Source organism: Methylobacterium sp. CM6241, assembly GCF_054817845.1.
This window is the reverse complement of the sequence record NZ_CM139246.1, coordinates 3,801,900-3,821,616: the sequence shown is the minus strand read 5'-3', so window position 1 is coordinate 3,821,616 and position 19,717 is coordinate 3,801,900. Positions and strand designations below refer to the sequence as shown.

The window sequence follows — 19,717 nt, the reverse complement described above, 5'->3', positions numbered from 1 at the left end:
CGTTACCCCACTGATGGTGGAGATGCAGTTAAAAGGGCAGGGAACAATTTGTGGCTCGGCGCGTTAGGTCGACTTTTTGATCACGGCCGGGCGCAGGAGGAAGGCTGGCACATGCTCGCCAAGACCGAGCGGCGTATCGCCATCGTCATCGTCTCTGCGACGGGGTGACGGACGGCGTTCGTCGCGGCCGCGGTCCGACGAGCCTCGGCGGAAATCTTGACCGCGTGGATCAGGGTTGCGAGCCTCTTGCGGCGGACGAGAAGGCTCGCGCCGGCGCGGAGCCTGGACGATTGCCTCGGGCGTGGGGGACTCGGCCACAGCATCGACCTGTGCGGGCTCGGAACGCCGCGAGGGCTGGCGCTCGCGTGATGAGCGCCGGCCTTCCGACTTGCCGCCTTCCGACTTACCATTCTCGGACTTGCCGCTTTCGGACTTGCCGTTTTCTGACTTGCTTGCCTCGGATCTTCCGCCCTCACCACCGCGTGAGCGCCGAGCGGAATCCCCGCTGCGTCCGCGATGACGTGTGCGGGTCTCTTCCTCGACCACCACCGGCGAGGGCTCGGCCAGGGTGCCGAGATCGCCCTCAGCCCAGGGGATCGGCTGACCGATCAGGCTCTCGATCGCGGTCACCGACCGTTCGTCGGAGCGGGTGACCAGGGTGAAGGCATGCCCGGCGCGACCGGCACGGCCCGTACGCCCGATCCGGTGCACGTAGTCTTCCGGGTGATGCGGCACGTCGAAATTGAAGACGTGGCTCACCGCGGGAATGTCGAGGCCGCGAGCCGCGACGTCGCTCGCAACCAGCAGCGGAACTTCACCGGAGCGGAATCCATCGAGGGCGACCGTGCGCGCGCGCTGATCCATATCGCCGTGAAGGGCCGCGACGTTGAAACCGTGGCTCGCCAGCGACTTCTGCAGCAGCGCCACGTCGCGCTTGCGGTTGCAGAAGATGATGCCGTTGTTGAGTTCGGCCTCACCGCGGATGAGACGGCGCAGGAGATCGCGCTTCTCGTGCCCCTCCGACCCTGCGGCGACCAATTTCTGCACGATCGTCGTCGCGGTGGAGGCGGGGCGCGCCACTTCGATCCGCTGCGGGTTATGCAGGAACACGTCAGCCAGCCGCTCGATCTCGGGCGGCATCGTAGCGGAGAAGAACAGGGTCTGGCGCGTGAACGGCACCATCTTCACGATGCGCTCGATATCGGGAATGAAGCCCATGTCGAGCATCCGGTCCGCCTCGTCGATGACGAGGAGCTCGACCCCGGTGAGCAGCAGCTTGCCGCGCTCGAAGTGGTCGAGCAGGCGGCCCGGTGTCGCGATCAGAACGTCGGCGCCGCGCATCAGCTTGGCATCCTGCTCGGCGAAGGAGACGCCCCCGATGATCAAGGCCACGTTGAGTTTGTGGTTGACGCCGTAGCGGTCGAAATTCTCGACCACCTGGGCCGCGAGTTCGCGGGTCGGCTCAAGGATCAGCGTGCGCGGCATGCGCGCCCGTGCCCGTCCATTCTCGAGCAGGGTGAGCATCGGCAGGGTGAAGGCGGCGGTCTTGCCCGTCCCTGTCTGGGCGATACCAAGGACGTCACGGCGCGCCAGAACGTGCGGGATGGCTTGAGCCTGGATTGGTGTCGGGTCCGTGTAGCCCGCGGCCGTGACGGCCTGGAGGACCTTGTCGCTCAATCCGAGGTCGGCAAAAGACATATGCTGATGTGAACCGTTGCGCGCAGGAACTCGTAACGATCCGCGCGGAGAAGATCGTCGTGGGCTAGGCTCCACGGTCCGTTCGAAAAGGGTCGTTCGAATACAGGACCAGCCGCGCACACGCGTTGCGGGACACTTAGAGCCTTGAGGTGTCTTGTCAATCGACCACGGGCAAAGCACCGTCGTTTATCCGGTGCATACGGCGTCCTGCGAACGAGAAGCCGAAGAGTCGGGGGTACTGTCAAGCTGGCACACGCCCTGCTTGAGCGAGCGCCGGTAGGACATGGGCTTCGGCCCTCACACGAAGGGGGACGAACTCATGTCACATAGCGCCTCGATCACCGAGCCGGCCGCGTCCGGAGGTGCCGTTCCCAATTCCCATGCGGATGTGGTGATCAAACCCGGCTACGACGACCGCCTCACCAACGAGGATCTGGCCCCGCTCAGGAAACAGAGCTGGGGTACCTACAACTTTTTCGCTTTCTGGATGTCGGACGTCCACAGCGTCGGCGGCTACATCACGGCGGGCAGCCTGTTCTCCCTCGGCCTCGTGAGCTGGCAGGTGCTGGTCTCGCTGCTCGTCGGCATCCTCATCGTGCAATTCTTCTGCAACCTCGTGGCCAAGCCAAGCCAGGTCACGGGCACGCCCTATCCGGTGATCTGCCGGGCCTCCTTCGGCGTGAAGGGCGCCAACATCCCCGCCATCATCCGGGGCCTCATCGCGGTCGCCTGGTACGGCATCCAGACCTACCTCGCCTCCAGCGCCTTCATGATCGTCGCCTTGCGCTTCTATCCAGAGCTGAAACCCTATGCCGACGTGACCCAGTTCGGCTTCGCCGGCCTGTCGAGCCTCGGCTGGGCGGCCTTCATGGCCCTTTGGGTGATCCAGGCCCTCGTGTTCTGGCGCGGCATGGAGGCGATCCGCAAATTCATCGATTGGGCCGGCCCCGCCGTCTACGTCGTGATGATCGCCCTGGCGGTCTACCTCGTGGCCAAGGCCGGCGTCGCGAATGTCGGCCTCACCCTCGGCGAGGTGAAGTACCGGGGCTGGGACGCCCTGCCGGTGATGCTCAATGCGGTCGCCCTGGTCGTCTCGTACTTCTCCGGGCCGATGCTGAATTTCGGTGACTTCTCACGCTACGGGAAGTCATTTCCCGCGGTGAAGGCCGGTAATTTCTGGGGCCTGCCGGTGAACTTCATCGGTTTCTCGCTGCTCACCGTCATCACCACCTCTTCGACCTTGCCGGTCTTCGGCCACCTCATCATCGATCCGGTGGAGACGGTGAGTAAGATCGACAACACCTACGCGGTGGTGCTCGGCGCCTTCACCTTCATGACGGCGACGATCGGCATCAACATCGTGGCGAACTTCGTCTCCCCGGCCTTCGATTTCTCGAACGTGGCTCCGCAGCATATCAGCTGGCGCATGGGCGGGATGATCGCGGCCGTGGCCTCGATCTTCATCACTCCGTGGAACCTCTACAACAACCCGGCCGTGATCCATTACACGCTCGACATCCTCGGCGCGTTCATCGGTCCGCTCTTCGGCATCCTGATCGCCGACTTCTTCATCGTGCGGAAGCAGCATGTCGTGGTGGACGACCTCTACACGATGAGCCCGACCGGAACTTACTGGTACGATGGCGGATACAATCGCGCCGCGATCTACAGCGTCATTCCCTCCGCCCTGGTGCCGGTGCTCTGCGCCGTCATTCCGGCCCTGGGAAGCGTGGCGAATTTCAGCTGGTTCATCGGCGTGGCCCTGGGCTTCTCGATCTATGTCGTCCTGATGCGTAAGAGGGCCGCCGCGGCCAAGGCCTGACCGGAGACCGATTCCCTTTGCGCATCCTGCTGATCAACCCCAACACGACCGAATCCGTCACCGACCTGGTCGCCGCGCATGCGCGGCGAGTGGCGGGCGACGCCGTCGAGATCGTGGCGGTCACCGGGCGCTTCGGTGCCCGCTACATCACCAGCCGGGCCGCGTCGGCGATCGCGGCCCATGCCGCCCTCGACGCGCTGGCCGAGCACGCCGAGGGTTGCGACGCGGTCTACCTCGCCTGTTTCGGAGATCCGGGGCTCGGAGGCCTGCGCGAGATATCCCCGCTGCCGGTGGTCGGCATGGCCGAGGCCTCGTGCCTCGCCGCCACGGCGCGGGGAGGGCGCTTCGCCATCGTCACCGGGGGCGCCCTGTGGGGACCGATGCTGGAGGAGTTCGTGGCGGGCATCGGCCTCTCCGACAAGCTCGCCGCCATCCGCACCATCGCCCCCACGGGAGACCGCATCGCACGGGCCCCCGAGGCGGCCCTGGCGGATTTGGCCGCCGCCTGCACCACCTGCGCCATCCGCGACGGGGCGGATGTGGTGATCCTCGGCGGAGCGGCGCTGGCCGGCCTCGCCGAACGCATCCAGCCGCATGTGCCGGTGCCCGTCCTATGCTCGGTGGAAGTAGGGACCCGTGCGGTCCTCGCCGCCGCGATCTGCGGCTTGCCGCCGGGCCAGCCGGCGCCGTCCATCGAGAGCATCGGCCTGTCGCCGGCCCTGGCCGAGCGGCTGGCACAGGAGTGACAGAGCTCCGCACCCGCTGATTCCACGTGCCTGACGGCACTTGCGGACAGGCGCAGGATCAGCTTACTTTGCGATACAAAGTTGATCCGGGAGCATCGGATGTCCGATCTCGATAGAGCCCTCGCCGATATCGTGGCGATCCGCACGCAACTCGCCCGCGGCGACGCCTTCTGCGGGTTCGGACCCTCCGCCATCGCGGCCACGGGCGTCCTCGCCCTCGGCACCACCCTGGCGCAGCATGTCTGGCTCGGCGACCCGACCGGTCAGCCGCTACTGTTCCTAGGCGGCTGGATCGTCACCGCCCTGGCCTCCGCCGGCCTGATCGGCGCCGAGATGCGAGCCCGTTCGCGTCGCGACCATGCGGGGCTCACCGACACGGCGATCGTGAACGCGCTGGAGCAGTTCCTGCCCGCCGGCGCGGCGGGCGCCTGCCTCGCCCTGGTCCTGGTACAGGTTTCGCCGGAATCCCTGTGGATGCTGCCGGGGCTGTGGCAGATGCTGGTGAGCCTCGGGCTCTTCGCCTCGGTGCGGTCCCTTCCGAAAGGCATCGCGCTGCCCGGCGCCTGGTACATGGTGGCGGGCCTCGCCGTGCTCATGCTGGCGAGCGCCGACCGCGTCCTCTCACCCTGGACCATGGGACTGCCTTTCGCCGTCGGCCAGTTTCTGATGGCCATGATCCTCTACCGCGCCCGGGAGGACAGTGATGCGTGATGCTCCCTTCGCGTATGACGGCCTCGACCGGGTCATTCACGAGAAGGCCCGGCTCGGCCTCCTCACCTCGCTGATGGCGGCTCCGAAGGGGCTGGCCTTCGGCGACCTTAAGCAACTCTGCGGCCTCACCGACGGTAATCTCAACCGTCACCTCCAAGTGTTGCAGGAGGCTGGCTTCGTCGAGATCAGGAAAGGGCAGGGCAAGAGCCATGGTGGCACCCGACCTCTGACGACCTGCCATCTGACGCCGACCGGCCGGACTCGCTTCCTCGATTACCTCGCCGTCCTCGAACAGGTGGTGCGGGACGCCGCCAAGGCCGCCGAGATGGCGGCCGAGAGCGCGGGCCTCCCCCTCGTCGCGCGTCCGGCCTGACGCCTGGGCTCCGTCTTTTTTTGCCAAGGAACTCTGCGATGCAAAGCGAACAGACGCCCGGACTGCATGTTGGCATCATCATGGATGGCAACGGACGCTGGGCCTCGGGGCGCGGACTGCCCCGCGCGCTCGGTCACAAGGAAGGCGTCGAGGCGATCCGCCGGGTCGTGGAGGCGGCGCCGAAACAAGCCATCGGCACCCTCACCCTTTATGCCTTCTCTTGCGACAACTGGAGACGTCCGGAGGCGGAGGTCTCCGCCCTGATGGGGCTGCTCCGGCTCTACCTGCGCAACGAGATCGCCCGTTTGGTCGAAAGCGGCGTACGTCTCAGCGTGATCGGCCGGCGAGACCGCTTGCCCGAGGGACTCGCCGTCGCCATCGGCCGAGCCGAGGCCGTAACACTCGAGGGGAAAGCCCTGCATCTGCGGATCGCCGTCGATTACTCCGCCCGCGATGCCATTCTCGCCGCCGCGCTCGCCAGCGCCAGCAATCCCGGGATGACCCGCACCACCTTCTCGACCCTGGTGACGGGCGATGCCTGTGTCCCCGAGGTCGATCTCGTGATCCGCACCAGCGGCGAGCAGCGGCTTTCCGATTTCCTGCTCTGGGAGAGCGCCTACGCCGAACTTCACTTCACCCGCCGCCATTGGCCTGATTTCGATGCCGGAGACCTCGAAGAAGCTCTCGCCGCCTACCGCAATCGCGACCGCCGCTTCGGAGGGCTGGCTACCGGGTCCGTGGCGGCCTGAAAAGCTGAGCCGACGATTGGCGAGGCAGGAGGCTGAAGGGTCGGGTCAAAGACTACCCTCTCACCCTTCGGCAGGCTGTTTTCCTTGCGATATGATGGTTCGGTCGGCTTGAGCCAGGCATAGCTTCGTCGGCGAGCAGACGGCTCCCTCGACCTTTAGGGCTGCGCTGCCCTCAGACGAAAAAGAGGAAGGCTCCGAAGCTCGCGAGGAAGCCCGCAAGAGACACCGCCGAGAGAGCAAGAAATTTGGAGGATGCCGTCGATCCGTCGTCGGCTCCGTCCTCGATGGGCGAGAAGGCACGACCCGCAGCCTGCGACGCGCGGATGAGATCGTCGTGGCGCACCATTCTCAAGGCTGCAGACGGCGCCATGTCGCTCTCCGACCGATCGGTTCTATGTGCGGAAACGCACAAACCAGAGATTGGTTCCCGACCCGACCCGTCATCGCCCCGCCATGTCCGGCTCCTAGGAATCCGTCACCTAAGTCACAGGACGAGTTCCACCATGACCGAGCCGCTGCGCACCCGCTCGCAGGCCGCCGAAGACGGCGAGGATGCAGGCACGAATACGAGCGGCAACGCCACGTTCGGCGATGTGGTCGCCGCGCGGTTCGACCGGCGCGACCTCCTGCGCGGTCTCCTCGGGGTCGGCGCCATCGCGGCGGTGGTGACGCCCCGCGCGCTCGCCGCCGCCCCGGCTGCGGCGGCGCAGGGACGGGCGACGCCGTTCCCGTTCAAGGAAATCGAAGCGGGTTCGGACACCCACCATCACGTTGCCGAGGGGCACGATGCCGACATCCTGATCCGCTGGGGCGATCCGGTCCTGCCTGGCGCGCCTGCTTTCGATCCGCGGAACCAGTCGGCGGAGGCCCAGGCCCGGCAGTTCGGCTACAACAACGACTTCGTCGGTTATTTCCCGATGCCCGGCGCCGCCGATCCGGCGGCGCACGGACTTCTCGTGGTCAATCACGAATACACCAACGAGGAGTTGATGTTCCCCGGCCTCGGCCGCCAGGATATCAAGACCGTCGCGTTCAAGGGCATGAACCGCGAGCTCGTCGATATCGAGATGGCCGCCCATGGCGGATCGGTGATCGAGGTGAAGCGAACGGACGGCAAATGGGCCGTGGTGCCGAACTCGCCTCACGCCCGGCGCATCACCGCGGAGACGGTGATGACTTTGTCCGGTCCCGCCGCAGGCTCCGACCGGCTGAAGACGACGGCCGATCCTGTGGGCCGTACGGTGAAGGGGATGATCAACAACTGCGCCGGCGGAACCACCCCCTGGGGGACGTGGCTCACCTGCGAGGAGAACATCAACTACTACTTCTCAGGCACACTCGCCGAGGGCTCGGGGGAGGCGGCCAATCACAAGCGCTTGGGCCTACCCGGCAACGCCTATGCCTGGGGCCGCTTCCATGAGCGGTTCGACCTGTCCAAAGAGCCGAACGAGCCGAACCGCTTCGGCTGGGTCGTGGAGATCGACCCGTTCGATCCCGCCTCCGTCCCGACGAAGCGCACCGCCATGGGCCGGTTCAAGCACGAAGGCGCCGCCGGCATCGTCTCGAAGAGCGGCCGCTACGTGGTCTACCAGGGCGACGATGAGCGTTTCGACTACGTCTACAAGTTCGTGACGGACGCGGCCGTAAATCTCGCCGACCGGCGGGCCAACCGCGATATCCTGGATTCCGGCACGCTCCACGTCGCCCGGTTCGATGCCGACGGACGCGGCGCCTGGATGCCGCTGGTCTTCGGACAAGGCCCCCTGACGACGGAGAACGGGTTCCGCTCCCAGGCCGACGTGGTCATCGAGGCACGGCGTGCCGCCGACCTCCTCGGCGCCACCAAGATGGATCGCCCGGAAGACGTCGAGGCCAATCCGAAGACCGGCAAGGTCTATGTCATGCTCACCAACAACGTGAAACGCAAACCCGACGAGGTGAACGCCGCCAATCCGAGGCCCGACAACCGCTTCGGCCACATCGTGGAGCTGACCCCCGACGAGGGCGACCATGCGGCACCGGGCTTCGCCTGGGAGATCCTCGTCAAATGCGGCGATCCCTCCATCGCTACGGTCGGCGCCACCTTCTCCTCCGCGACGACGAAGGACGGCTGGTTCGGCATGCCGGACAATTGCTCGGTCGACGGACAGGGTCGGCTCTGGGTCGCCACCGACGGGAACTCGCCATCGAAGACGGGCCGGAACGACGGAATCTGGGCCATGGAGACGGACGGGCAGGGACGGGGCACCGGCAAGCACTTCTTCCGGGTGCCCAACGGCGCGGAGATGTGCGGCCCCTACTTCACACCGGACGACACCACGTTCTTCGTCGCCGTCCAGCATCCCGGCGAGGCCGACGAGGAGGATCCGAAGGCCGCCCCCGCCACGTTCGAGGCACCCTCGACCCGGTGGCCGGATTTCGACGATGCGATGCCGCCCCGCCCGGCCATCGTCGCCATCACGAAGCGCGGGGGCGGCCGGGTCGGAAGCTGACCGCTCGGCCTTTCCAGCTGGACACTGGATCCCCCTCCGTCGCCGCTGAATGGCGGCCCTGTCGAACCGGCGTCGTGGAACTCGCCCCCATTGCGCCGCAACTCCTTCAGAGTGCCAGCAGGGGTACGGATAGCGCCCCGGGAAAGGGCAGGGCGTAGCGACCGCGACGGTCCCTCCGAAATCCCGACGACACAGCGTTAAGGGAATCGGCGCAAGCTGTGCAGGAACACGGGGAGAGACCTCCCGCGCCCTCATGGCGGCGCTTCACGTTTCCGTTTCGTTCCTGTATGGTTGGCACATGACTCAGCGCGAGACCTCACGCCAGGCCGTTGCGGCCCCCGCCGTCGGCCGGCCGAGCGATCTGTTCGCAGGCGGCCAGGCGCCGGTTCGCGGTGCCAAGGCTTCCTCCGCCGCCCGGGCGCCCCTCGACAAGGCGCCCATCGAAACAGCCGAGGCCGGCTACGACGCCTCGTCGATCGAAGTGCTGGAGGGGCTGGAGCCCGTCCGGCGCCGGCCGGGCATGTATATCGGCGGCACCGACGAACGCGCCCTGCACCATCTCTTCGCCGAGGTGATCGACAATTCCATGGACGAGGCTGTGGCCGGCCATGCCAGCTACATCGAGGTGGAACTGGAGGCGACGGGCCACCTCGTCATCACCGATAACGGACGCGGTATCCCGGTGGACCCGCATCCGAAATTCCCCGGCAAATCCGCCCTCGAAGTCATCATGACGACGCTGCACGCCGGCGGAAAATTCGACTCGAAGGTCTACGAGACCTCGGGCGGCCTTCATGGCGTCGGCATCTCCGTGGTCAATGCCCTCTCGGACAGCCTCGAGGTCGAGGTCGCCCGCAGCCAGACCCTGTACCGCCAGACGTTCTCGCGCGGCCACGTGCAGGGGCCTCTGGTGGAGGTCGGCCGGGTGCAGAACCGTCGCGGCACCCGGGTGCGCTTCCATCCCGATGCCGAGATCTTCGGAGCTCTGAAATTCGATCCGCGCCGGCTGTTCAAGATGGCCCGGTCAAAGGCCTACCTGTTCGGCGGCGTCGAAATCCGCTGGCGTTGCGCGCCGTCCCGGATCGAGGGGATGGACGACGTCCCGGCAGAGACCGTGCACCGCTTCCCCGGCGGCCTGCGCGATTATCTCGCCCGCGATCTCGAGGGCAAGGAACTCGTCACCGATGCGGTTTTCGCCGGCAAGGTGACGAAGCCCGGTGGCCATGGCTCCCTCGAATGGGCCGTCGCCTGGATGGTGGTGGAGGACGGGGTCTCGCACTCCTATTGCAACACCATCCCCACCGCCGAGGGTGGCACGCATGAAAGCGGCCTGCGCGTCGCCCTGCTGCGGGCCCTACGCGAACATGCCGAACGCGTCGGCCAGGCTAAGCGCATGACCTCCGTCACAACGGATGACGTCATGGCGACCTGCGCCTCGATGCTCTCCGTCTTCATCCGCGAGCCGGAATTCCAGGGCCAGACCAAGGACAAGCTCGCCACCGTGGAAGCCTCGAGGATTGTCGAGACGGCGATCCGCGACGCGTTCGACCATTGGCTCGCCGCCTCCCCGGCACAGGCCAACAAACTTCTCGACTGGGTGATCGACCGGGCCGAGGAGCGCCTGCGCCGACGCCAGGAGAAAGAGGTCGCGCGCAAATCCGCGACCCGCAAGCTACGTCTGCCGGGCAAGCTCGCCGATTGCTCCAAGGCCGGTACGGCCGGCTCGGAAATCTTCATCGTCGAGGGCGATTCCGCCGGCGGCTCGGCAAAGCAGGCGCGCGACCGCGCCAGCCAGGCGATCCTGCCCCTGCGCGGCAAGATCCTCAACGTGGCCTCGGCCAGTCGCGACAAGATGGGCGCCAACCAGCTCATCTCCGACCTGACCCAGGCGCTCGGTTGCGGCACGGGCAACAGTTACAAGGGCGAGGATCTTCGCTACGAGAAGGTCATCATCATGACCGACGCCGATGTCGACGGCGCCCATATCGCATCCCTGCTGATCACCTTCTTCTATCGCCAGATGCCCAAGCTCATCGACAAGGGTCATCTCTACCTCGCGATCCCGCCGCTCTACCGCCTCCAGCACGGCGCGAAGACGGCCTATGCCCGTGACGATGCCGATAAGGAGCGGGTCATCAAGACCACGTTCAAGGGTGCCAAGGTCGAGATCAGCCGCTTCAAGGGGCTCGGCGAGATGATGCCGGCGCAGTTGAAGGAGACGACCATGGACCCGAAGAAGCGCACCCTTCTGCGCGTCGCGGTCCTCGACGAGGCGCGCGTCTCCACGGGCGACGCCGTGGAGCGGCTGATGGGCAACAAGCCCGAAGCCCGCTTCGCCTTCATCTCCGAACGCGCCGCCTTCGCCGACGAGGCCGTGCTCGACATCTGATGCCGAGTGCGGGTTGAGGCGGGCTGATCGAGGTCTGGCATGAGACAGGGGAAGCACCGCTTCCCCGTCACTGTGCGACGAACCCATACCAACGCAAAAAACCCGGCCGCGAGGCCGGGTTTTTCGTTTGGACGATCCTGAGCCGCGCAGCCCTCGAGAAGGACTGCGCGGAGATCATGGACGATCCTAGTAGGTGCCGAACTTGTAGTTCAGGCCGGCGCGGACGACGGCGAACTCGTCGTCGCGACGACCGCTGCTGATCGACTGCACGACAGCGTTGTTGGCGGCGGTGTTGATGATGAAGGCGCCCTGGTTGCGGGTGCCGCGATCGAGGTTCACGTACAGGCCTTCGACCTTCAGCGTCACAGCGGAAGCGCGGAAGAAGTTGAAGAACGAGTCGGTGGGGAGAGCGTATTCGATACCACCGCCGACGGCGTAGCCGGTGCGGAAGTCGTCGTTGCCCTGGAAGCCGCCGAAGCTACGGTCGGTGCTGCCAGCGCCGTAAGCGAAGCCGCCGGTGCCGTACACGAGGGTGCGGTCGAAAGCGTAGCCGAGGCGACCGCGGACGGTACCGAAGAAGTCGAGGCTGGAGAGGCCACGCGGGTCGTTGATGGCGAAGCCGGGAGCGGCAACGACGCCCGAGTCACGACGCTTGGCGCCGAAATCGAGGTACTGGGCGTCGGCTTCGATACCGACGACCACGCCCGAACCCGGGGTGAACTGGTAGTTGTAACCGATCTGCGCGCCGCCGGAGAAGCCGTCCTGGCTGTCCTTGCTGAAAGTGGCGACCTGCGGGGTGCCAGCGGCGGTGAAGCGGCTCGCCACCGGGAAGGAGTTGGGGCCTTCCTTGCCGGCGTCGAAAGCGTAACCGGCGTTGATACCGGCGTAGAAGCCCGTCCACGTGAAGACCGGGACCGGAACGAAGACCGGCGGAGCGGCGCGACGGGGAAGGTCGGCGGCCGAAGCGACAGCAGTCAGGCCGGCGAGAACGGTCGTAGCGAGAAGCAGTCTTTTCATTGTGTGTCTGGTCCTGATGGGCATTAAGCCTGAGCGCTTGTAGGCTTGGTCGGGCGTGAGGTCTGTCGCATTCCTGCAACAACATCCATCGAATACAGCAGCAGCCGTCAACGAAGGGTAAAGGTTAGACTCAGGTGAGGAATTGGGAATCGGCCACGTGTTCTGGCGCACCTGAGGGTATTTCTCCTTCAGAGCGACCGATGATCCAGATCCACCGGTGCGACATCCGCTCCGCACCTTCTACAACCATTTGTTAATCAGAATAATTCTGCATCATTCAGATCAGCAACAATGATCACTGTGATGTTCGCGAGAACGGTGTCCGGCTTTCAAGGGGACGACGCCGCTCCTGCATGGGAGCGGGGCCTGGCAAGTAAATGCAGGATTGGGAGTCGCGCAGGTGCGGCGGTCGCGAGGCTCGCGCCGTGGAACCCGGTTTTCGGGTCGCTGCGACGCCTAGGCGGCATGTCGCGAACGGAGCGATCGTACCGATCCGGCGTCTCGTCTCCGACGAAACGAACCTTGCGAGCCATGATCTGAGCGATCCGGGCTTCCCGGCCAGCGCCGTGGCCTATGCGTCCAGAGCCCCGGAGAATGAGGGCGGGGCGATCAACGGTCGATCAGCAGGATCGCACCGGGCTAACGGATACGTGATGACTCCGCCGACGGCGCAGAGCGCCGCCGGCAAGGGACTCGCCCGGTTTCTCAGGCGGCCGTAACCCAGAGTTCACCCTTGCCGAGGGTGGCGAGATCGCCGGAATAGCGCTTGAGCGCACCCGCCGCGAGGTCGGCATGGGCGGGGCTGAGGGCGCGCAGGGATCGGGCGAGCAGGCGCAAGAACACGAGATCGTGCGTTCCCGTCTCGACGAAACTCGGGCTCAGGGCACCGTGTCCGCCTGCGAGGATCGTCCCACGCCGCATGCCGTAGCCCGGATGGTCACCCACCGAGAGGGCCGCGATCGTGCCTGCGATCATCCGCGATCCGGCATGAGCCCCGGCGGATCCGACCAGGATCAGCCCGCGCCGCATGCGGTCGCCGAGATAATCGCCGGCCGAGCCTCGGATCACCAGCGTGGCGCCGTCGAGCCCGGCCTTGGCGGCATAGACTGCGCCGCCCGCATGATCGCCGGCATCCCCTTCGATGGTGATCGTGCCGCCCTTGGCACCCGATCCAGCATAGGGGCCGGCCGATCCCGTGACCGTCACCGATCCCGATGCCATGCCTGCGCCGAGGCGCTGGCCGACATCGCCGACGACCCGGATCGAACCGCCGCTGAGCGAGGCACCAATGCTGTCGAAGCGGGATGACCCGCCCTCGATGGTCAGGCTGTCGGAGCCGTCGAGGCTGATCGTGAAGACGTCGCCCAGCGTCAGGCCGCGTCGGCTGGTGCCGATGTGGAGTTTCCCCGCCTCGGCCTCGGAGAGGCCGCTCAGCGAGAGCGGATTCACATGGAGAAAATCGAGCCGCTCCGGCGGCTCCTGGCGCAGGGTGAGGGTGCTCATGCCGCTCCAGCCTCGCTCGCCGGCTCCTTCGAGAGCAGGTCCTTCAGGTGATAATGGTGGCGGCCGAGATTGCCGCCGTAATTGCCCGCCGTCACTGCGACGAGCCCGTGCGCGGCACCCGCCTCGGTGGAGGCGTGGAGCGCCGCGCGCATGGATTCGGCCACTGAGCGGGATGTGAGCCCGTCGATGACGATCTCCAGCACCACACCGACCTCTGCCGCGAGTTCGGAGCCGGCCCGGCCCTTGAGGGTCGGGCAATAGGCGTCGTTGGTGGAGGCCATCATGCCCTTGGTGCGCGCGCCGACCTTCGAACCGGAGCGGACGATGCCGCCTGGGAAGGGCAGGATCACATCCGCCACCGAGCGAGCGGCATCCACGGCGATCTCCGCGACCTTGAGAGTCTCGGCATGGTTGCGCCCGAGGAACAGCAGGTTGCCGCCACCCACCGCGCCGTCCACCGCGCGGACGAAATCCTCACAGAGGAATTCGCCATCCATCACCGGCACACGCCAGTAGCGCCGCGCCTTGCCGGAGACGGGGTCGGTCAGACGCTTGGCCACCGCGAACCCGTCACCGAAATACCGGATCGCGCCGCCGAGCTTGATCTTGTGAGGCCCGTCGACGCCCGCATAGCAGGCAGTGCCGGGGCATGTGAGGATGCACTGGCCGACGCGCTTGAGGAGTTGGTCCTTGAGGCCGTTCGGCTCGAAGCCGAACAGCAGCACGCGCACGCCGGGGCGGCCGTCCGGAGTCTCCTCCGGCGAGAGCTCGCAATCGATCCCGGCCTCGGCGCCGCAGCCGATCACCGACGTAGCGAACCCGGTCATGGTCACGGCGGCGATCATCGCCCATTTGGCGGTGTCGTTGGTGATGATCAGCGCCGTACCGGCGACGTCGAACGCCTCGGCGAAGGTGTCGATCACCGGAATGCCGTTGAGGGTGAGGTCAGCCATGGTCAGTCACCCATCCTCACGCGACGCATCGTCTTCGAGCCCTGCAGGATCTTCATGCGCGACATGCCACGTCCTCGAACACGTCGCCCGCGGGGAAGGCCGCGTCCGGCACGGTGAAGCTGTCGAGGCCGGTGCCGAAGCGAGCGTCGAGATAGGCGTCGGCGCGCGTCACCATCGCCTTGTCGGATTCGACGACGAGCTCCAACGTCCGGCCCGAACGCCAGTTCACGATCTCGCCATCCTCGACGATGACCTCGCCGTCCTTCAGGACGAGTCGGGCACGGGCGAACATCGCGGTCCGGTTCTTGTCGTCCCGGTAGATTGCGACATCGGCGCGGGCGCCCTCACGGAGATGGCCGCGATCGGCGAGGCCGAGGAGCTTGGCCGGGCCGGACCGCGTCAGCTGCGCGATCTCGGAGAAGGAATATTCCCGCTCGATCCCGCACAGGCCGGACCGCTCGGCGATGACCTTGTGCAGGCCGGCGATCTCACGGTCGCGCTCCTCTTTGTCCATCAGCAGATGGATGATCCGCGGATATTCGGTGAAGGGGCCGCCATTGGGATGGTCGGTGGTGAGGATGGTGCGCTCCGGATCGCCCGATAGCAGCATCAATTCGAGGCCGATCGCCCATTGCAGGGAGCTGACCGGGCCGCGCGGCTTGTACAGGAACGGCACGATGCCGCCGCCTTCCGCGTCGCCCGCCGTAATGATCCACTTCTTCGGGTTCGCGCCCTTGCGGCCGGCGAACTGGCGGATCACGTCCAGCGAGATCGTCACGGTCTGGCCGAAGGCGACCTGACCCACGTCGAACGTGGCGTTGGGGTGCCGCTCCATCGCCTCCGTGATTCGCTCGGCCGCAGAGCGGAAGCCGCCGGTGGCCGGGTTGGCAGGATCGGCCGCGCCATAGGCATAGAATTGCGCATGGGCGAAGTGGATGCGTCGGCCCTCCGCCGCGTCCATCGTCGCCACGAACGAATCGTCGGCGCCGGGAATGCCGAGATTGTTGGCATGGACGTGGAGCGGGTGCGGGACACCGATCTCCTCCACCGCGTCGAGGAGGGCGTTCATGATCTTGCGGGTGGTGAGCCCGTAGACCGGGATCTCCTCGTCGAGGCTGAGATTGAGCATCCCGTCCTTGAAGGCCGATGCGCCTCCCGCATTGATGCACTTGACGCCGAGGCCCCGCGAGGTCGCCACCGAGAGGGCGACGAGGTCCCGCACCGCCGCCTTGCCCTCGCGCTGGCGCAGCAATTCGAGGAGCTGGTCGTCGTTGCCCATCACCGTAAGGGCGCCGCGGTCGAGCAGCGGGATGTCGGCGAGTTCGAGCTGCGTCGCGAGCGCGTTGGTCGGCGGCATCGCCGGCTCGACGGCGACGGTGTAGCCCATCCGCGCGTAATTCGCGCCGATCCAGGCGGCGGAGCCGCCGGCATGAGCGAAGGGATGGCCTTCTGGCGCGGCCTCGCTGGCATAGAGATCGGGCAGCAGCAGGCGGCTCATCACCACGTTGCCGCCGGCGATATGCGAATGCACCTCGACGCCGCCCGCCATCACGACGCAGCCGGAAGCATCGATGGTCCGGTCGGGCTTGCGCTCGGATGCGGCGACGACATGGCCGTCCTCGATCCAGACATCACCGATACCGTCGCGGCCGGCGGTAGGATCGACGACCCGGCCGCCCTGGATCAGGATCAGCATGAGACGCCCTTCTTCTGCGTGAGGCGATCTTGGATGGCAGCGAGCACGCCGGCCGCCGTGAGGTCGGCCGGTTGGCCGACGGGGGGCGAATAGGTGATCGCCGCGCGACGCTCGTTCCACAGGGCGCCGCCGGCGGTCTCGCCGGGCACGCCCACCGCGATGACGATGTCGGCGACGTCGCCCGTGGCCTCGGGGCTGCCCTCGCCGACAATGGCGATGGTCGGCAGGCTGCCGAGCCAGTCCGGGCGTGGGGCAGGGATGGCGGCGAGCCACAGGGCGGCATCGACTTCACCGGCGGCCACCTGGCGCGCGCTATCAAACCGCCAGGGATCATGCTCGGGCAGGTCGCGTCCGAAACCGACCCGCGGCGGCTGGCCGGTGGTCCAGGAGGCGAGCTGGGTCACGGCACGCCCCTGGAACCCGTCGGAGATGGAGAGCGCGAAGAAACGCGTGAGGTCGTTGAGGTCGCGAACCAGACCCTGCAGCATCTCCACGCCGAGCTCACCGAGCTCGGCCGCATCGTAGAGAACGACGCCGTATTGCGCGGTCGTGAGACGACGGGCGAGGTCTGCAAAGGCCGCTTCGCCGGAGAGGTTGCCCTTCACGTAAGCGCGCAGATGCGCCACCGAGACGGCGAGCCCGCCGGTATCGGCGGGATAGGCCACGTGCCGCGTGGCTCCGTTGCCGGGACCGCCGAGGGAGAGCAGCGTCCGCTCGGAGCCGGCGGCGCGGCCGCGCACCGGCGCGGAGGAGGCGATCTCCTGCACGATCGGGCGGTCCCACGGTCGAAGGCCGACAACCAGCACGGCATCGGCCCGGCCGATCGCCTCGGCCGGCGTCGTGTTGAGGTTACCGAACTGACTGAGAGGACCGAGCTCCGCATAGAGTCCGTCGCCACCGGCGGGATCGACGGAGGCGCCGATCAGTCCGGCCAGATGATAGGCCGCCCTCACCGCGCTCGTATCCGCACTCAACCCCGTGACGATCGGAGTCTTCGCTGTGGCGAGGAGCGTCGCGGCGGCCTCCACCGCCGCGCTCACGTCCACCGCACCACCCTTTACCCAGGCAGCCATGCCTTCACCTTGGAGAACGAGGGCCCGGCACGCGCTGTGTTCAGCGTCGCGCACGGCGGGACTGCGCCAGTCCATTCCTAGTGGGCCGGCACGTTTGCATCGCGGAGACGTCGCAAGCAACCCCCCACGCTCGCCGCTTCGGGGCAATCGCATGGAGGCAATGGGGTTCGAGATGGCGGGCGGTGCTTGCGAGCGGTCGGCCCTCCGTGGGAGAAGCCGGCAACCGGGCCGTCGTCTCGAGCGCGGTTTTGCTCCCGCCACCGACCGACGGGACGAGGATGCGGCTGACACGCGCCAGGACGGGAGCGTGTCACGATAAAGGAGCTCGCCGTGGACCGGATCGCCGACGAACGGCCTCTCAGCCAGGAAGCGGCGACACGCGGCGCAGTCCGGGTGCATGCACCCGCGCGCCTGCATTTCGGGTTTCTCGATCTTCATGGCGGCCTCGGCCGGCGCTTCGGGAGCATCGGCCTCGCGGTCGACGCCCCCTCCATCGATCTCACCGCGAGGCCGGCGGCGGCGCTCCGGGTGGACGGGTTCGAGGCCGGGCGCGCCAGGGGCTATGCCGAGGCGGCGGCGCGCCATCTCGGCATCGCAGGGCACGCCGCCTTGCAGGTGGACCAGGCGATCCCCGCCCATGCCGGTTTCGGCTCGGGCACGCAGCTCGCGCTGAGTGTCGCCGCGGCGCTGGCCGCCCTCGACGGCCGTCCCTTTTCACCCGATGCCTTCGCCGATGCCCTCGACCGTGGCAACCGGTCCGGCGTGGGCCTCGCCGCCTTCACCCAAGGCGGGCTGATCGTCGACGGGGGCCGAGACGCCAGCAATGGCCCGCCGCCCCTGATCGCGCGTCTCGCCTATCCTGAAGCGTGGCGGGTGCTGCTCATCCTCGACGAGGGCATGACGGGAGTGCATGGCACCCGTGAGGTCGAGGCCTTCCGAGACCTGCCGCGCTTCCCGGAGGCGCAGGCGGCCGAGATCTGCCGCATCGTACTGATGCAGGTGCTGCCCTCCGTCGCCACGGCGGAGCCCGAAGGATTCGGGGCCGGCATCACCACCATCCAGCGGTTGATCGGCGACCACTTCGCGCCGCATCAGGGAGGGCGCTATGCGAGCCCCGCCGTGGCGGAGGCCCTTGCGGCGATCGCCGCCAGAGGGGTGGCCGGCTACGGCCAGAGTTCATGGGGGCCGACCGGCTTCGCCCTCCTGGCGTCGGAGGCCGAGGCCCAGGCGCTCAAGGCCGACCTCGAACGTCCCGGTTCCCTGCGCTTCGTGATCGCGCGCGGACGCAACAGCGGCGCCTCGGTCACGCGACTTTAAGGGAACCTGGCGCATGAGCGACGCTTGACCATGCCGGCCCAGGCCGGTTCTGGATGTAGACGTGAAAGAAACCATGCGAGAGGCGACCCCGCGAGGGAGTCGGACACTTGCGGAGGAGACAGACGATGGCCCGTTCGATTCTGCATATGCTGACGCCCCTCAAGCATATGAGCCCGTTCGACGTGAACATGGCTGTGGATGCTGGCTTCGAGACGATCGCGACCTATACGGACGTAACCCTGCCGGACGTGACCTCCCTGGTGCAGGATTCGATCTTCTCCCGCTCGCCCCAGGACGGTACGCGCACCAGCATCTTCATCGGCGGTAAGAATGCCGAGGATGCCCTCGACATGATGGACCGGGCGAAGAAAGCCCTGGTACCGCCCTTCGCCAATCACATCGTGGCCGATCCGGCCGGGTCCTTCACCACCGGTGCCGCCATGGTCGCCGAGGTGACCCGCGCCCTCAAAGCGAAGTTCGGCACCGACCTGAAGGGCAAGCGCATCGTCATCTTCGGCGGAGCCGGCGTCGTGGCTTATGTGGCGGCGGTGATCGGCGCGCTGGAAGGCGCCAAGACCGTCCTCGTCGGGCATGATGGCGAGGAGCGTGTCAGCAAGATCGCCTTCACGATGAAATGGCGCTTCGGCATCGATGTCGGCGCCGTCGACGGCTCCACCGGCGATGCGCGCCGCGCCGCCATCGCCGAGGCCGACGTGATCCTCTCGGCCGGCCCGGCCGGCGTCCCGATCCTGTCGGCGACAGATCTCGAATCGGCGCCGAAGCTCCTCGTCGCCTCCGACGTGAACGCAGTACCGCCCGCCGGCATCGCTGGAATCGACGTGAACGCCAAGGACGTGGCGCTGCCCACGGGCAAGGGTATCGGCATCGGCGCGCTCGCGGTCGGCAACGTCAAGTATCAGACCCAGTCGCGCCTGTTCCGCCAGATTCTCGCTGCCGACGAGCCCCTCTGCCTCGATTTCCGCGACGCCTACAAGGTCGCCGTCGAGGTGGCCGGCTGACGGGCACTCATCTGCTCGCTCGATCCTACCCATGACCTCATCCTGAGGTGTCCGCGAAAGCGGGCCTCGAAGGAGGTCTCCAGCTCCCACCGAGCAAACTGGAAGCCTCCTTCGAGGCCTTCGCTTCGCTCGTCGCCTCAGGATGAGGCAGGGTGGTGG

Annotated in this window: 16 protein-coding genes; 9 read left to right on the top strand and 7 right to left on the bottom strand. The window is 67.0% G+C overall.

Features of this window, described 5'->3' with window-relative positions; translation table 11 throughout:
• Window positions 1-63: 63 nt before the first annotated feature.
• A complete protein-coding gene (locus ACYQR9_RS17950; RefSeq protein ID WP_461227582.1) occupies window positions 64-1,698 on the bottom strand; it encodes a DEAD/DEAH box helicase in 1,635 nt (544 codons plus the stop codon).
• A gap of 319 nt (window positions 1,699-2,017) precedes the next feature.
• On the opposite strand from ACYQR9_RS17950, the gene ACYQR9_RS17945 reads away from it, so the two are divergent.
• The 5 genes from ACYQR9_RS17945 to ACYQR9_RS17925 all read left to right on the top strand — a co-directional run bounded on the left by ACYQR9_RS17945 (window position 2,018) and on the right by ACYQR9_RS17925 (window position 6,099).
• Window positions 2,018-3,520, top strand: coding sequence for an NCS1 family nucleobase:cation symporter-1 (locus tag ACYQR9_RS17945; RefSeq protein ID WP_461227581.1), 1,503 nt, complete (start codon window positions 2,018-2,020; stop codon window positions 3,518-3,520).
• A gap of 17 nt (window positions 3,521-3,537) precedes the next feature.
• Window positions 3,538-4,266, top strand: a complete 729-nt coding sequence (locus ACYQR9_RS17940) for an aspartate/glutamate racemase family protein (RefSeq protein WP_461227580.1) — start codon at window positions 3,538-3,540, stop codon at window positions 4,264-4,266.
• Between the two features lie 99 nt (window positions 4,267-4,365).
• Window positions 4,366-4,977 (top strand): hypothetical protein, encoded by a 612-nt coding sequence (locus ACYQR9_RS17935; RefSeq protein ID WP_461227579.1) that lies wholly within the window; start codon window positions 4,366-4,368, stop codon window positions 4,975-4,977.
• Window positions 4,970-5,350: a transcriptional regulator gene (locus tag ACYQR9_RS17930; protein WP_056423950.1), complete on the top strand. Its 381-nt coding sequence runs from the start codon at window positions 4,970-4,972 to the stop codon at window positions 5,348-5,350. Before ACYQR9_RS17935 ends, ACYQR9_RS17930 begins: the two co-directional genes overlap by 8 nt.
• 38 nt (window positions 5,351-5,388) lie before the next feature.
• On the top strand, window positions 5,389-6,099 hold the full coding sequence (locus ACYQR9_RS17925; RefSeq protein ID WP_461227578.1) for a di-trans,poly-cis-decaprenylcistransferase: 711 nt from the start codon (window positions 5,389-5,391) through the stop codon (window positions 6,097-6,099).
• A gap of 172 nt (window positions 6,100-6,271) precedes the next feature.
• Here the strand turns inward: ACYQR9_RS17925 and ACYQR9_RS17920 are convergent, their stop codons facing one another.
• Window positions 6,272-6,469, bottom strand: a complete 198-nt coding sequence (locus ACYQR9_RS17920) for a hypothetical protein (protein WP_056423954.1) — start codon at window positions 6,467-6,469, stop codon at window positions 6,272-6,274.
• A 133-nt stretch (window positions 6,470-6,602) separates the two neighbouring features.
• Between ACYQR9_RS17920 and ACYQR9_RS17915 the strand changes: the two genes are divergently transcribed.
• Both ACYQR9_RS17915 and parE read left to right on the top strand, forming a co-directional pair.
• A complete protein-coding gene (locus tag ACYQR9_RS17915) occupies window positions 6,603-8,591 on the top strand; it encodes a PhoX family protein (protein WP_461227577.1) in 1,989 nt (662 codons plus the stop codon).
• Between the two features lie 298 nt (window positions 8,592-8,889).
• The gene (parE, locus tag ACYQR9_RS17910; RefSeq protein WP_461229835.1) at window positions 8,890-10,980 is read left to right on the top strand and encodes a DNA topoisomerase IV subunit B; all 2,091 of its coding nucleotides are present in this window, start codon (window positions 8,890-8,892) and stop codon (window positions 10,978-10,980) included.
• A 186-nt stretch (window positions 10,981-11,166) separates the two neighbouring features.
• On the opposite strand, the gene ACYQR9_RS17905 is transcribed toward parE, so the two are convergent.
• The 5 genes from ACYQR9_RS17905 to ACYQR9_RS17885 form a co-directional block, all read right to left on the bottom strand.
• Window positions 11,167-11,997: an outer membrane protein gene (locus tag ACYQR9_RS17905; protein ID WP_056423958.1), complete on the bottom strand. Its 831-nt coding sequence runs from the start codon at window positions 11,995-11,997 to the stop codon at window positions 11,167-11,169.
• A 705-nt stretch (window positions 11,998-12,702) separates the two neighbouring features.
• Window positions 12,703-13,500, bottom strand: coding sequence for a formylmethanofuran dehydrogenase subunit C (locus ACYQR9_RS17900; protein WP_461227576.1), 798 nt, complete (start codon window positions 13,498-13,500; stop codon window positions 12,703-12,705).
• Window positions 13,497-14,453 (bottom strand): formylmethanofuran--tetrahydromethanopterin N-formyltransferase, encoded by a 957-nt coding sequence (fhcD, locus tag ACYQR9_RS17895; protein WP_419952569.1) that lies wholly within the window; start codon window positions 14,451-14,453, stop codon window positions 13,497-13,499. Before fhcD ends, ACYQR9_RS17900 begins: the two co-directional genes overlap by 4 nt.
• 52 nt (window positions 14,454-14,505) lie before the next feature.
• Window positions 14,506-16,149 (bottom strand): formylmethanofuran dehydrogenase subunit A, encoded by a 1,644-nt coding sequence (locus ACYQR9_RS17890; RefSeq protein WP_461227575.1) that lies wholly within the window; start codon window positions 16,147-16,149, stop codon window positions 14,506-14,508.
• Entirely contained in the window at window positions 16,143-17,222 is a 1,080-nt protein-coding gene (locus ACYQR9_RS17885) for a molybdopterin-binding domain-containing protein (RefSeq protein WP_056423967.1), read from the bottom strand. Before ACYQR9_RS17885 ends, ACYQR9_RS17890 begins: the two co-directional genes overlap by 7 nt.
• A 330-nt stretch (window positions 17,223-17,552) precedes the next feature.
• Here ACYQR9_RS17885 and ACYQR9_RS17880 point away from each other — a divergent pair, with 330 nt between their 5' ends.
• Together ACYQR9_RS17880 and ACYQR9_RS17875 are read left to right on the top strand one after the other, a co-directional pair.
• On the top strand, window positions 17,553-18,539 hold the full coding sequence (locus ACYQR9_RS17880) for a beta-ribofuranosylaminobenzene 5'-phosphate synthase family protein (RefSeq protein ID WP_207412036.1): 987 nt from the start codon (window positions 17,553-17,555) through the stop codon (window positions 18,537-18,539).
• Between the two features lie 125 nt (window positions 18,540-18,664).
• Entirely contained in the window at window positions 18,665-19,558 is an 894-nt protein-coding gene (locus ACYQR9_RS17875) for an NAD(P)-dependent methylenetetrahydromethanopterin dehydrogenase (protein ID WP_207412035.1), read from the top strand.
• The last annotated feature ends 159 nt before the right edge of the window (window positions 19,559-19,717 follow it).